14 protein-coding genes are annotated in these 13,263 nt (G+C 66.9%); 8 read left to right on the forward strand and 6 right to left on the reverse strand.

The annotated features are described in order from the left end of the window. Window positions 1-184: 184 nt before the first annotated feature. Both MLE27_RS17545 and MLE27_RS17550 read left to right on the forward strand, forming a co-directional pair. Window positions 185-682 (forward strand): hypothetical protein, encoded by a 498-nt coding sequence (locus MLE27_RS17545; protein ID WP_243313900.1) that lies wholly within the window; start codon window positions 185-187, stop codon window positions 680-682. 17 nt (window positions 683-699) lie between these two features. Beyond that, window positions 700-1,218 (forward strand): hypothetical protein, encoded by a 519-nt coding sequence (locus MLE27_RS17550; protein WP_243313902.1) that lies wholly within the window; start codon window positions 700-702, stop codon window positions 1,216-1,218. Window positions 1,219-1,495: 277 nt separating this feature from the next. Here the strand turns inward: MLE27_RS17550 and MLE27_RS17555 are convergent, their stop codons facing one another. Then, on the reverse strand, window positions 1,496-1,816 hold the full coding sequence (locus MLE27_RS17555; RefSeq protein ID WP_243313903.1) for a hypothetical protein: 321 nt from the start codon (window positions 1,814-1,816) through the stop codon (window positions 1,496-1,498). 213 nt (window positions 1,817-2,029) lie between these two features. On the opposite strand from MLE27_RS17555, the gene MLE27_RS17560 reads away from it, so the two are divergent. The 4 genes from MLE27_RS17560 (at window position 2,030) to MLE27_RS17575 (ending at window position 6,715) form a co-directional block, all read left to right on the forward strand. After that, entirely contained in the window at window positions 2,030-2,359 is a 330-nt protein-coding gene (locus MLE27_RS17560; protein WP_243313906.1) for a hypothetical protein, read from the forward strand. A gap of 564 nt (window positions 2,360-2,923) precedes the next feature. Beyond that, the gene (locus tag MLE27_RS17565) at window positions 2,924-3,403 is read left to right on the forward strand and encodes a cytochrome c3 family protein (protein ID WP_243313907.1); all 480 of its coding nucleotides are present in this window, start codon (window positions 2,924-2,926) and stop codon (window positions 3,401-3,403) included. Continuing rightward, window positions 3,396-4,991 carry an ammonia-forming cytochrome c nitrite reductase subunit c552 gene (locus MLE27_RS17570; RefSeq protein ID WP_243313910.1) on the forward strand — a complete coding sequence of 532 codons (1,596 nt, stop codon included), beginning with the start codon at window positions 3,396-3,398 and terminating at the stop codon, window positions 4,989-4,991. Before MLE27_RS17565 ends, MLE27_RS17570 begins: the two co-directional genes overlap by 8 nt. 263 nt (window positions 4,992-5,254) lie before the next feature. Beyond that, on the forward strand, window positions 5,255-6,715 hold the full coding sequence (locus MLE27_RS17575) for a PP2C family protein-serine/threonine phosphatase (RefSeq protein WP_243313912.1): 1,461 nt from the start codon (window positions 5,255-5,257) through the stop codon (window positions 6,713-6,715). 26 nt (window positions 6,716-6,741) lie between these two features. Here the strand turns inward: MLE27_RS17575 and MLE27_RS17580 are convergent, their stop codons facing one another. The 4 genes from MLE27_RS17580 to MLE27_RS17595 all read right to left on the reverse strand — a co-directional run bounded on the left by MLE27_RS17580 (window position 6,742) and on the right by MLE27_RS17595 (window position 10,366). Beyond that, window positions 6,742-7,452: a hydrogenase iron-sulfur subunit gene (locus tag MLE27_RS17580; protein WP_243313914.1), complete on the reverse strand. Its 711-nt coding sequence runs from the start codon at window positions 7,450-7,452 to the stop codon at window positions 6,742-6,744. Further along, window positions 7,449-7,967, reverse strand: a complete 519-nt coding sequence (locus tag MLE27_RS17585; protein ID WP_243313916.1) for a hydrogenase maturation protease — start codon at window positions 7,965-7,967, stop codon at window positions 7,449-7,451. Before MLE27_RS17585 ends, MLE27_RS17580 begins: the two co-directional genes overlap by 4 nt. Before the next feature lie 98 nt (window positions 7,968-8,065). After that, window positions 8,066-9,418 (reverse strand): Ni/Fe hydrogenase subunit alpha, encoded by a 1,353-nt coding sequence (locus MLE27_RS17590; RefSeq protein WP_243313919.1) that lies wholly within the window; start codon window positions 9,416-9,418, stop codon window positions 8,066-8,068. A gap of 3 nt (window positions 9,419-9,421) precedes the next feature. Further along, on the reverse strand, window positions 9,422-10,366 hold the full coding sequence (locus MLE27_RS17595) for an NADH-quinone oxidoreductase subunit B family protein (RefSeq protein ID WP_243313921.1): 945 nt from the start codon (window positions 10,364-10,366) through the stop codon (window positions 9,422-9,424). Between the two features lie 360 nt (window positions 10,367-10,726). Here MLE27_RS17595 and MLE27_RS17600 point away from each other — a divergent pair, with 360 nt between their 5' ends. Continuing rightward, window positions 10,727-11,806, forward strand: a complete 1,080-nt coding sequence (locus MLE27_RS17600; RefSeq protein WP_243313923.1) for an acyltransferase family protein — start codon at window positions 10,727-10,729, stop codon at window positions 11,804-11,806. A 190-nt stretch (window positions 11,807-11,996) separates the two neighbouring features. Here MLE27_RS17600 and MLE27_RS17605 read toward each other — a convergent pair whose 3' ends face one another. Beyond that, window positions 11,997-12,170 (reverse strand): hypothetical protein, encoded by a 174-nt coding sequence (locus MLE27_RS17605; RefSeq protein WP_243313925.1) that lies wholly within the window; start codon window positions 12,168-12,170, stop codon window positions 11,997-11,999. A 188-nt stretch (window positions 12,171-12,358) separates the two neighbouring features. Between MLE27_RS17605 and MLE27_RS17610 the strand changes: the two genes are divergently transcribed. Then, window positions 12,359-13,024 (forward strand): TIGR04211 family SH3 domain-containing protein, encoded by a 666-nt coding sequence (locus MLE27_RS17610; protein WP_243313926.1) that lies wholly within the window; start codon window positions 12,359-12,361, stop codon window positions 13,022-13,024. The last annotated feature ends 239 nt before the right edge of the window (window positions 13,025-13,263 follow it).

Genomic DNA, 13,263 nt, shown 5'->3' on the forward strand with positions numbered 1-13,263 from the left:
CGGGGAGCCTGCCGATGGATTTGAACAACATCGGCCGGCTCCCCGCCGCGCTGGCCCCTCCCCAAGGCTGCCTGGATACCGTGCCGAGGTGGACGGGCCCTCCAGGCCGCACTTGATTTTTTCGCCAGTGGGGCTACACCCCGAAAGCCCCGCGGGGCGCAACCACTCACCCAAGGAGACCGCAATGGCCCGCAAAGCCTTATTGACCGCCCTGGCCCTGATCCTCGCCCTGGCCGTGCCCGCCTTCGCCCAGCAGAAGGGCGGGGACAAGAAGGCCGCCGCTTCGGGCGCCTCTTCGAGCGCCGCTTCCGCCGCGCCTCGCGCCACCGTGAGCAACTTCGGCCAGCGCTGGAACGGCATGACCGACAAGGAGCGCGAGCTGTACCTTGAGGGCATGGCCTTCGCCTTCCGCACGGTCTGCATGAGCGCCGTCATGACCCTGGACTCCGCCAAGACCAGCCCCCAGGAAGCCGACAAGACCTTCCGCGAGTGCTTCAGCAGCTGGTTCCCCTATCGCCCCTACGAGGTGAAGCAGGCCATGACCGCCATCTACCAGGACAAGGCCAACAACATCATCCCCTTCGACATCGCCTACGGCCAGGCCCTGCTCAAGGTGAAGGGCGACTCCATCGAGGACAACCTGACCAAGCTGCGCCAGGATCTGGCCAGGCAAGCGAAATAGCCGAAGGCCCGCAAACCGTGACCGCGCTGGATCTGCAGGTGGGCCAGGCCCTGGGCATCAGGCCCGAGGGTGAAGGCCCGGCCCCGGTTCTGGTGGGGGGCGGGTTCGAGGTGTTCTTCTTCTACGGAGGCCTCTCGCGGGAGGAGGTGCAGGGGTTCGCCACCGGCGCCGTCTCCTGCGGGGTCTACGTGGAGGACGCCATCCCCGTGCTGGTGCTGGATATCGAGAATTTCGGCGGGTTGGAGGTCGCCTTCAACATCTTCGTCGAGCCCGAGGAGAAGCGCCGCCAGTTCTTCGAGGCCGCTCCCGGCGGGAGCACGGCGCACATCGTGCTTTGCGACCATCCCGGCTCGGTGGTGCAGGCCGTGCGCCTGATCCGCCCCGGTGTCCAGGTCATCTCCGAGATCAAGAAGGCCTGCTTCGACCAGCTCACCCTCTACAGAAACCTCTCCCAGTGCTTCCAGGCCATGGCCCGCATCTACGACGCCATCAGCCCGGAGGAGATGCGCCGCATGGTGACCATGCGCCCGGCCTAGCTCAGGGGCCGGGAAGCCCCAACCCTGGGTTTGACGGAAAAGAAATTGACCCGGTGCGGCCTTGGGCCGCACCGGGTCTTTTTTTGTGCCGGATCAGGTATGCCGCGTCCCGCGGCTTGCGCTACGCTCCGCCCTGGAACCAGGCGGGAGGCCTGTTGGTCGTCGCGTTGCGGTCTTCGCCCCGTGGAGCGGCGCCGGATTTGTGCGCCCGGTCGCGGCGAACCGGTAACCGGGAGCGCCCTTTGCCGCGTCTTCAGGGGGCAAGGGAGCGGCCGGGCTACTTGCCCTTGTAGTTGCGGAGCTGCTCGTGCAGGGCCTCGCGCATCACGTCCTGGTTGACGCGGTGCTCCTCGGCCTCGCGCACCAGGGCGTCGAACTTGGCCTTGTACTCGGGGGAGTTCTTGTCCATGCCGCTGTTCTCAAGGGCGTGGAGGCGACTCATGGCGTCGTTGTAGCTGGCGCGCTCCATGCGGATGGCCGCCTCGATCTGGTCGGGGAGCATGGAGGAGTAGTCCACCTTGTCGGCGAAGGCGGCGGTGGAGAGGGCCAGAGATGCCGCGACGGCGGCGGCGATGAGCAATGTTTTCGCGGTGCGCATGGTATCCTCGTGAATTTCGAGCGGTGCCCCGTACTACCAGACAACAACCTGCTCGGACAATGCGTTTTTTTCGCGGGGCGCGGCCCAGCGTCTGCGTCGTCCGGCAGGTAATTCGCCTCTTGTCCCAAAAGATTGCCCCGAATCCGCCCGGCATGCTACCGGGAAAACGCAGTCCGAGGAAAACACGCCGTCGAATATGACGTGGAGGTATTCATGCATCGTTTCATCGCCTGCCTGCTGCTGGCGGGGGCTTGCGTCCTGTGCTGGGCGCAGCCGCCGGGCCATGCGCAGAACCGCATCACACAAGACGAGATCGCCAGGCTGGCCGACAAGGTGAAAGCCCAGCGCGACGCCTACCTGAGCTTCGAAAACGCCGAGCAGGAGGCCAACCAGGACGGAGCGTCCGAGCGCGCGGCCGTGTTCCGCGAGGCCAAGCTCAAGGCCAAGATGAAATTCCTGGAGCTCGACGCCGACCTGCAGAAGGCGCTCGCAGCCAAGAGCGCCCAGGACAGGGCGGACCAGCAGGCCGTCATCGAACACTGAACCAGCCCGCCGGGCGGGAAGGCCAGTCCCCGCCAGGCGGCGCCCATCCCCCCCTCGTCTCCCCTCGACCCTCTTCCCGCTCCGGGGAGCGCCACGCCTGGCGCGACCCGGCAGCCGCGCAACGCGCCCCCCCGTGAGGCTGCGCTTTCGCCACGGCCCTGGCCTCAGCCAACTGCCGCAGGAAGGGTGCGCGAGGGTTGTGACGCCTCGCGTGTGCGTTGATTTTACAATTATAGGAATGCAAGGCCGTGGGGCGGGGATGTTCCGCCGGCCGCCGGTGAAGCGCGCGCATGCGACGGTGCGTCGATGCAGGCTGCGCCCACTGTTTTTGCGAACGTTTCGTGATACGCATGTTTTCTCTTGCGTCCGTGTCGCTGGCTGGTAATAGTGTCGAAAACATGTTTGATTGCAGACAACTATACCCGTCCGGCGGGAAATCGCGACGTATTGTTTTCTCCCCGTTTGTGATCCAGGTCACATTTTCCAAGATGTCCTTGAGCTAGTGTGCATGCCAGTAGCAACCGCCCGGGAGCTCGTCCGGGCAAGCCCACAGGAGGACGCCGCATGAGCAATTCCCCGCCTAAACAATCAGGAACCACAAACTGGTTCGCCGTGGCCATGGTGCTGGCGGCGGTCATCGTTCTGGGCGCGGGCGGAGCCTACACCATGCAGACCACGGACACGGCGGCGTTCTGCTCCAGTTGCCACACCATGAGCGAGGAGGCCTGGACCTACCAGAACTCCGGGCATGTGAAGGTCACCTGCAACGACTGCCACGCCCCCAACAACCTTGCCGCCAAGATCCCCTTCAAGGCCGCCGCCGGGGCCAGCGACGTATGGAGCACCGTGTCCAAGAACATCCCGGACGTGATCCACGCCAGCAAGCTTCACAAGGACGTCATCCAGGCCAACTGCCTGCGCTGCCACGGAGCCACCGTCTCCACCGTGGCCATGGACTCCAAGCCCTACTGCGTGGACTGCCACCGCTCCGTGCCGCACAAGTCCCGCACCCCCATTTCCACAAGGAAGGTCGCCGATGGCTAAGAACAAGCTTTTGCTGGCGTTGCTCGCGGCTGCGGGCCTGAGCGTGATCCTGGCCGGTTGCGGCCAGCAGGCCGAGGCCCCCAAGCCTCCCGTGTATAAGACAGGGCTCAAGAGCGACGAGGTCTCCAACAAGGCCTTCGAGAAGATCTTCCCGGCCCAATGGCTCACCTACCAGCGCAACAACCAGGACGACCTCAAGCAGCTCACCGATTACGGCGGCCCCGTGCCCTGGGACAAGAACGACACCGTGCACCAGCCCCCCAAGGGCAACCCCAAGGCCGGGCAGCCCTACCTGAAGAACCTCTGGCTGGGCTACCCCTTCAGCTTCGAATACAAGAAGGCGCGCGGCCACACCTACGCCATCCAGGACATCGAGAACACCGACCGCATCAACCGCTACTCCGAGCAGGCGGGCCTGCCCACCACCTGCTGGAACTGCAAGACCAACAAGATGGCCGGGTGGGTGCAGGAATACGGCGACAAGGTCTGGACCATGGAGTTCAACTCCTTCCGCCAGAAGCAGGACATGAAGGACAACACCATCGGCTGTCCCTACTGCCACGACCCGGCGGACATGAAGCTGCGCATCTCCTCCGTTCCGCTCAAGGACGCCTTCGAGAAGCTCGGCGTGGACCTGACCAAGGCCACCCGCAACGAGATGCGCTCCTACGTGTGCGCCCAGTGCCACGTGGAGTACTACTTCCAGGAGGCCAAGTTCGGCGCGGCCAAGAAGCCCGTCTTCCCCTGGACCTCCGGCGCCACCCCGGACAAGCCCTTCGCCGGCGTGGACCCCGAGAACATGTACGAATACTACAAGGACCACGGCGTCGTGGAAGACAAGGGCATGGAAGGCTGGTTCGCGGACTGGGTCCACCCCGTCTCCAAGACCCCCATGCTCAAGGCCCAGCACCCCGAGTTCGAGACCTTCATCAACGGCCCCCACGGCTCGGCCGGAGTTTCCTGCGCGGACTGCCACATGGCCTACACCCGCAACGTGGACCCCGATAAGAAGAAGATCAGCAACCACCAGTGGACCTCGCCGCTGCTCAACATCGACGGCACCTGCAAGCAGTGCCACCAGGACAAGACCGCCGAATACCTCAAGGGCCGCGTGCTCTTCGCCCAGACCAGGGTGCACGACCAGCTCAACAAGGCCGCCGAATACGTGATCCGCGCCCACGAGGCCGTGCGCCAGGCCGGCGAGTACAAGGGCGACAAGAACGCCGACGCCGCCAACCTGATGATCCAGGCCAAGGAGAACCTGCGCCACGCCCAGTGGATGTGGGACATCATCTCCGCCGAGAACTCCATGGGCTTCCACAACCCCGTGAAGGCCCTGGACACCCTGGCCCGCTCCCAGGAGTACGCCCGCCGCAGCGCGGACCTGGCCCAGCAGGCCACCAACTACGGCATCAGCAAGACCCTGGAAGGCGACATCAAGACCCTGGTGCCGCCCATCCTGGAGTGGAGCCGCAAGATGCAGATGGATCCGGAGAACCTGAAGAAGTACACCTGGACCACCTACCTCAAAGCCCTGCCCAAGACCGACCAGGTCTGGGACGGCGACAAGAAGCTCACCGCCAACTAGCCACGGCGGGCAGCAGCGAACCGAGGCCCCCCGCGAAAGCGGGGGGCTTTTTTCGACTCTTCAGGTCGACAACGGGGCGCAAAACAGCCATAGTCGGTGGGAAGTTCCCGCGCCCCGTGCCGCATGGCGGGCGCGGCCCCGCAACGCATACGCCGCAGGCAGGCTCACGGATGGAAAACAACGCGTACTCGCCCCGCCTCTGGCTGGGATACCTGGCCGGCTCGGCGCTGCTCATGCTCTACGGCGGGCACGTCTGACCGTTCATGGAGTCTCTGCCCCCCGTGGAGCTGGGGGCGATCATCTTCGGGGCCTACGCGGCCGTGCTGAGCGTGCGGAGCCCGCTGCTTCGGCTGTTGGTGGACAGGCGGCACATCTTCGTCCAGGTGGGCTGGCAGTTCGGCGTCGATTTCTGCCTCGGGCTGGCGGCCGGGCTCCTGGCCGTGGCCTTCAACAGCGTGGTGCACGGGTTCCCGTTCTTCAGCGGGGTGAAGCTCTTCCTGGGCATGACGGCCGTGGCCTTCTTCCTCTCCATGGATGCGGCCCTGGGACGCCAGCGGGCAATCATCGCCACGGCCTGCCGCAAGAGCTGGCACAAGCCCCCGGCGCAGGTGCGCCCCCTGGCCCGCAAGCTGGCCGTGGTGGCCACGGGCTCCACCCTGCTGGTGGCGGCGCTGCTCACCCTGATCCTGAACAACGCCGTGGACTGGCTGGCCACGCACGCCAGCGGGGCCCAGGCCCTGGGCGAGGCCAAGCGCTCCGTCATGGTGGAGGTGGTCTTCGTGACCACTGTGCTGGTGGGCGGGGTGATCGGGCTGATCCTGCGCTACTCGGAGAACCTGCGCAGGCTCCTGCAGGAGCAGACCGTGGTGCTGGACGCGGTGAGCCAGGGCCGCCTGGACCGCTTCATCCCCGTGGCCACGGCCGACGAGTTCGGGGTGATCGCGGCGCGCACCAACTCCATGATCGAGGGCCTGCGCCACCGCGTGAGCCTGATGAACGCCCTGGACCAGGCGCAGGCGGTGCAGAGGAGCCTGCTGCCGGGCAAGCTCCCCGTCCGGCCGGGGCTGGATATCGCCGCGGCGGCCGTCTATTCCGGCCAGACCGGGGGCGACTACTACGACTTCCTGGAGCTGGCGGGCGACAGCCTGGCCGTGGTGGTGGCGGACGTCTCCGGCCACGGCATGGATTCGGCCCTGCTCATGGCCTCGGCCCGGGGCTTTCTGCGCCAGGCCGCGCTGTGTCTCTCCGACACGTCGCGCATCGTGACCACCCTCAACCGCCACCTGGCGCGCGACGTGGCCGGGGCCGGCCACTTCATCACCATGTTCATGCTCGTGCTGGACCCGGCGCGCAAGACCCTGGAGTGGGTCCGGGCCGGGCACGACCCGGCCATTGTCTACAATCCCGACACGGACGCCTTCAGCGAGCTCAAGGGCCGGGGCCTGCCCCTGGCCGTTGACCCCGAAAGCGCCTACCTGCCTGAGCGCATGCGGGGCTGGCCTTCGGGCTGCGTCATGGTGCTCGGCACCGACGGCCTGTGGGAGGCCTTCGGCCCGGACGGCTCCATGTACGGCAAGGACCGCCTGCGCGCCGTGATCCGGGCCAACGCCACACTGCCCGCCCAGGCCATCATGGAGGCCATCGCCGAGGACTGGCATCTCTTCCTGGACGGCGCTCCCCAGGAGGACGACGTGACCCTGGTGGTCATCCGCTTCGTCCCCTGAGGGCGCGGCCCGGCAAGGCGGGCGGCCTATCTGGTCAGGCGCAGCCTGCCGTGGCGGAAGCGCTCCACCACGGCCTCCACGTGGGCCGGGCTCTCGGGCTGCTCGAAGAGGATCTCCACCCGCCTCTCCCCCATGCCGTAAGCGTCGAGCAGCGAGTTCAAACCTTCCACGTGCAAGGCCGAGAGGCAGCTTTCGCGCCCGTATTCGCAGTCGTGCGGCGGGCAGGCGAAGATGAGCACCCCCTTGACCCCCGCCAGCAAGAGCGAAAGCAGGGTGCGCGCCCCGATGCGCCCGGTGCAGCGCACGTCCACCAGCCTAACACCCTGGGGCAGCCTCACCCGCGAGAGCTGCGGCATCATGCGCACGGCCGTGAGGGGGGTGTTGAGCCCAAGGGCTTCCCCCTGCATCGGGGACGGCTGGGAGAGGTTCAGCTTGCGGCAGAAGAACACCAGGTGCTCCTGCCGGGCCTCGCTCATCTGTTGCACGAGCCCCTCGAACTTCTCCTGGCTGATGGCCCCGCTGCCGCACACGGAGCTGCAGCGCCCGCAGTGCACGCAGTGGGTTTCATCCAGCACGGGGTGCTTGTGCAGGGCGCCGTCGGCGGCCCTGGAGGCGTCGATGGTGATGGCCCCGCGCGGGCAGACCTCGCCGCAGAGGCCGCAGCCGTAGCAGAGGTTGAAGTCGTGGATCAGGCGGTCCATGTCCATGGACTGAGCCGGGTGTGCGACGAGGTTCATTGCGTGCTCCTTTCAGACGGCGTGCGGCACAGCGAGACGATGGCTTCCTTGAGGGCGGGCAGGGCGGCCAGGGCCTGGGGGCTCAGGCCCTCCTCCATGAGTTCGGGTATGCGCGCGGCCTGCACGGAGAGCACCCGCACCTCGCAGCGCAGGCGGTCGCGCATGGCGCGCAGCAGGAAGGGCGTGGGCGCCTGGTGCAGGCTCATGGCCCGCTCCGGCAAATCGGGTTCGGGCGGCCCGAGGCGCAGTTCGCTAAGCGCCCCAGGCTCAAGCCCGGAATCCCGCACCACGTCCACCACCACCAGCCTGCCGGGGGCCTGGCCGAGCAGGAGCAGGTCCGCCAGGAGGGAGCGGACGCTGGTGCCCGCGTCCACGAAGGCCACATCCCGTTCGCGGCCCTCGTGCTCGGCGGCCAGTTCGGCCACGGCACGGGGGGCCAGGCCGTCGTCGCCGAACAGGGTGTTGCCGCAGCCGAAGACCACCACCGGGGCCTTGAACATCCGCGACCAGTCCATCAGCGGCCGCCCATCTCGTCCAGAACGTTGCCGGAGGCGTCCAGCAGGCGCAGGGACACGTCGACACCGCCATCCAGGCGGTGCGTGGCGCAGCTCATTCACGGGTCGTAGGCGCGCAGGCTCATCTCCACGGTGTTGAGCAGGCCCTGGTCGTACACGCCGCCCTTGATGGCCGACCTGGCGGCCTGGCGCGCCGAGAGGTTCATGCCCGCGTTGTTGTGCGTGGTGCCCGCCAGCAGGTTGGCGTGGGTGACCATGCCCTCGTGGTCGCACTTCAGATGATAGATCAGGGTGCCGCGCGGGGCCTCAACGCAGCCGACGCCCTCGCCCGCGCGGGGCGCGATGGGCAGGGTGCGGATGTCGCGGCCTAGGATGGCCGGGTCCTCCAGCAGTTCGATGGCGCGCTCGCAGCAGTAGACCAGCTCGATGAGCCGCGCCCAGTGGTAGAGGAAGGTCTGGTGGGCGGGGCGGCCGAACTCCCGGCGGAAGATCTCCAGCTCGGAGTGCGCCAGGGGGGTGGAGATGCCCTCGCAGACGTTGACGCGGGCCAGGCAGTTGGTGCGGTACAGGCCCACGGGCTCCCGCTCGTCCAGCACCAGGCGTCCGGCGCGGCGCATGTAGGGGAACTTGAGGTAGGTCCAGGGCTCGACCTTCTCGGCCAGGTGCGACGTGTAGTCCGAGGGGTGGAACTCCTCGTGGGAGCCGTCCTGGTCCATGAGGCGCAGCACCCCGTCGTGCAGGGCCAGGGAGCCGTCATTGGGGTCGACCATGCCCAGGTAGGCGCTGGGGTATTCGCCCAGCTCCCGGAAGCGCTTGACCAGCGGCGGCAGCAGGGTCTCGCGGGCCAGGCGGACGCTCTCCAGGCTGAAATCGAGGGCGTCGCGGGTCAGGGCCAGCAGCTCGGCGCGCTCATGCTCCAGCAGCGGCTTGGAGAAGCCGCCCACCAGCACGGCAACGGGGTGGATGACCTTGCCCGCGAACTTCTCCAGCCCCATCTGGGTGCGGTAGCGCATCAGCGCGGCCTTGCGGGCCAGCTCAGGCGCCGCGCCCACCAGGCCCGCCACGTTGCGCAGGGCGGGGTCCGCGCCGGGGCCGAGCACGAAGTCCGGGGCGGCCAGGAAGTAGAAGTGCAGGATCTTGTCCGGGATGCTGGCCAGCATCTGGCACAGCTCGCGCAGTTGGGCGGCCGTGGGCGTGGGGGCCACGCCCAGGCAGGCCTCGGCGGCCTTGGTGGAGGCGATGTGGTGCTGCCAGGGGCAGATGCCGCAGATGCGCGTGACGATGCGCGGCACCTCCTCCACGGGGCGGCCCATGAGGAACTTCTCGAAGCCGCGCAGGCTCATGACGGTCATGCGGGCGTCGGCCACGTCTCCGGCCTCGTCCAGGTGGATGTCCAGGGCGGCGTGGCCCTCGATGCGGGTCAGGGGGGCGATGCGTATGGTGCGGGGCACGGGTTAGTCCTCCAGCTTGCGGATGATCGTGTGGGAGCCGTTGAAGCGCGAGAGGTAGCCGGGCTTGTCTGGCATGTCCGCGTAGGACTGGCCCACGGCGGTCAGCGCGCCCACGTAGTCCACGAAGGGCAGGCTGTGGGCGTTCACCGGGCCGTAGCAGCCCCGGCAGGGCACCCTGGCCGCGATGCAGCGGGGCGCGCCCTCGCGGCCGCCGCAGCCCCTGCGCGTCACGGGGCCCATGCACATGAAGCCCTGCTCCAGCAGGCAGCGCATCTCCTCCAGGCCCTTGTCGGGGTCGAAGGCGGGCTGCTCCAGCAGGCGGTGCAGGGTGCCGCCCGCGCCGGCGCAGCCGGAATCCGGCCCGAGGCGGCGGGTGGGGCAGCCGTCGCACACGGAGCGCTCGGGCATGGCCGGGGCGCGGCCTTCCAGCAGGGAGACGATGGCTTCGGCGATCCAGTCCGGGTGCGGGGGGCAGCCGGGGACGCTCAGGTCCACCTTCACGTGCTGGCTCACGGCGTCGCAGGTCTCCAGCATGGCCGGGATGTGGTGGCGGGATGGGTCGGGGTCGGGGCCGGGCACGGTGGAGGGCTGGCCCCGGTAAACGAGCTCGCGCATGGAGGCGGCCGAGGTCTGGTTGGCAAGCGCCGGGATGCCCCCGGCGGTGGCGCAGGTGCCCAGCGCCACGAGCACGTCCGTCTTGGCGCGCAGCTCGCGCAGCACCTCCAGATGCTCCTCGTTGCGCACGCCCCCGGAGACGATGCCCACCACGGCCCTGGGGATGGTCAGGGCGTCGCGCTCGCCCGTCTGGCCGAAGTACTTGTTGTCCGTCAGCACCGGCAGGTGGACGAACTCCAGTTCGGGCAGCAGGGTCAACAGCGTCTCACCCAGGTTCAGGATGGCGATCTCGCACCCTGAACAGGAATTGAGCCACTCTCCGGCGATTTTCACCACGGTCGGCACCTCTTGGCGGCTGCCCTTGGGCAGGTTTGCAGCGACGCGACGCCGGAACGCCCCGCGGGGGGCGCAAGACAACGGCCCGAGTTTCAGGTATCCTATCGCCGGAATGGAAAGGCGGATGCTTACGAGAAAGACGGACGGGACGCGGCTGGCATGCGTGGTCGGCTGGTTCTCCTGAAAACGTAATGCTTCCGGCCCGCTACCGTAAGCTTGGGAGGCGGCGGCGGACCAGCGTCCAATCCGATACGCAGGTCGGCGATAGTTGGCAAGAAAATCAGTTATTTGTTGAAATTTTCACATATTCGTCAAGTCGGGGCGCACGCGTGCCTCCGAAGTCCCAGGAGCGCCAGCGTGAAGAAAGACATCCCGCAACTGCATTTCATCCGCGCCTTCGCCATGATCGGCATCTTCCTGCACCACCTCTTCCAGGGCATCGGCCCCCTGCGCGAGGCCTACGCCGGGACGCTCCTGGGCGAGCTGTTCGTCGACCTGGCCCTTGGCGTGGTGGTCTTCAACGTGATGACCAGCTTCCTGCTGGCCATGCCCTACGTGGGGGAGAACCCGGCCCCCATACCCACGGTCAGGAGCTTCGTGCCCAAACGGCTCTGGCGGCTCTGCCCGCACTACTACGTGGCCGTGGTGCTGGTGGTGCTGGGCAACGCGGTGGTCTACCGGGTCACCAACCCGGCGGACTGGCTGCCCTCGGCCCTGTACCACCTGTTCTTCCTGGACCCGCTGCGCACGCAGTCCTTCATGTCCAACACGGCGGCCTACTGGTGGCTGGGGCTGCTCATGCAGTTCACCCTGGCCTGGCCGCTGATCCTCAAGCTGGCGCGGCGCTACGGGCTGCCCAAGCTGACCATCTGGGCCACGCTCGTCGCCTGGCCGCTCACCGAGGCGCTCAAGATGTGGGGCAGGGCGGCCCCTGGCGGGGTGGGCGACACCCTGGCCTTCCTTTCCAGCTTCAACCTGCCTTCGCGCCTGCCGGAGTTCCTGATGGGCATGTGGATGGCGCAGCTCTGGAAGGAGCGGCCGGGGCGCATCTGGATCGTGGACAAGCAGCTCGGCGGCTTGATCTTCGGGGCCTGCGGGCTGTGCCTGGTGTGGGCGCTGATGGGCTGGACGAGGCCCTGGTTCGCCTCCCTGGCCTGGACCCTGGCGCTGTTTGTGGCGCTGTTCGCCACGCCGATGGCCGAGCGCGTGGGGCAGAAGGCCTGGGTGCTGTGGCTCTCGGGGGCGTCGTACGCGATCTATCTGGTGCACCAGCCGGTGCTGAGCTACCTGGATGTGGCCTTCGCCTCATTCACGCCGTGGCTGAAGTTCTTCGCGCTGGGCGCGGTGGGCTGGGTGCTCAGCGTGAAGGAGGGTGCCTACGTGGACAAGGCCGCCGCGTGGCTGACCGCCACGTTCGAGCCGAAGATGGCGCGCTAGCAGCCTGTTGAAAAATCCTCGCTGACAGCGTTGCTTCGAAAAAGCCAAACCCTCACGTAGGAGAACTACGCGTCGGGCTTGGCTTTTTCTTGCGCCTTGCCAGCGAGTTTTTTGAACAGGCTGTGAGAATCGACTTTTGATTGGAATGCTAAGGCGCAGCTCCCGCGCGTATAGACGGGGCGTCCTTCGATCAGGCCTTGGCGGCCGGGGCGATGGGGAGGTCGGGGTCCTTGGCCTTCTTGTTCCAGTGGTCCTTGACCAGGCGGCAGGCCTCCTTGGTGAGGGTCCGCTCCATGAGTGTGAAGTAGCGCGAGCGGAACACTGCCAGTTCGTGATAACTGGAGGCCATATCGATGATGGTCATGAAGTGGGCGGCATTTTGCGTTTCTTCCATGTCCGGGCGATATCGCAACCGGCGGAGCAAAGCAACCGTCCGATCAGGAAGCTCTTGAATTGCGGGGCGTTCTTGACTAACTTCCCCGGCCTGCGGCATATGTGCTGCGACCGGTTGGTTTTCTCTCCCCCTATTTATCGAAATCACGGCGGATGAAGATGCGTATCCGAAATCATATCGCCCTCCTGGCAGTGCTGTTGCTGATGCCCGCCCAGGGCCGGGCGCAGCAGATCTACGTCTCCGACGTGCAGGAGATAACGGTGCGGACCGGGCCATCGCTGGACAACAAGATCGTCCAGATGGTCAGGAGCGGCACGCGCATCGAGAAGATCCGGGACGAGGGCGAGTGGGCCATGGTGCGCACGGACACCGGCAAGGAAGGCTGGGTGCTCAAGCGCTACCTCTCGGCGGAGGCCCCGGTGAAGGTCCAGTTCGAGGATTTCAAGGCCCGCAACGCCGACCTGGTGGAGAAGGCGGGCAAGGTCGAGGCGATCATCGGCAAGTACGAGGAGGAGAACAAGAACCTCCAGAAGAATCTGGCCGCAAGCCAGACCGAGGCCGCCAAGCTCAAGAGCGAGTACGAGACGCTCTCCAAGGCCAACGCCAACGTGGCCGAGATGACCAAGAGCTTCCAGGAGATGCGCGCCGCCCACGACGCCGCCAAGCAGGAGATGGAGCGTCTGCGCCGCGAGAACGAGACCCTGCGCGACATCTCCGACGTGAAGTGGTTCCTGGCCGGGGCCGGCGTGTTCTTCGGCGGCTGGCTGTTCGGCTACCTTTTGGGCCGCTCCGCCAGGAAGAAGGCCAACCGGGCCTACCTGTAGCTCATCCCTGGAGGCCGCGAACGCGGCCTCCGTTCTCTGATTCGACCGGGGCCGCAGCAATGCGGCCTTTTCTTTTTGTCCGGGTTTCACCCGGCGAGTTGCCGCGCACACGCCTCTCCAGGGGGGGCGCGAAAACAAGACAGTTGCCCGCCGGAGCCTTCCGTCTGTCCTGGCTCCAGGGTGGCCCTCCGCGAGGCGACTGCACTGATATATTTGAAGAATATCAGTGCAGTCGCCTC

The sequence above is a fragment of the Fundidesulfovibrio agrisoli genome, from assembly GCF_022808715.1.
Lineage (GTDB): Bacteria > Desulfobacterota > Desulfovibrionia > Desulfovibrionales > Desulfovibrionaceae > Fundidesulfovibrio > Fundidesulfovibrio agrisoli.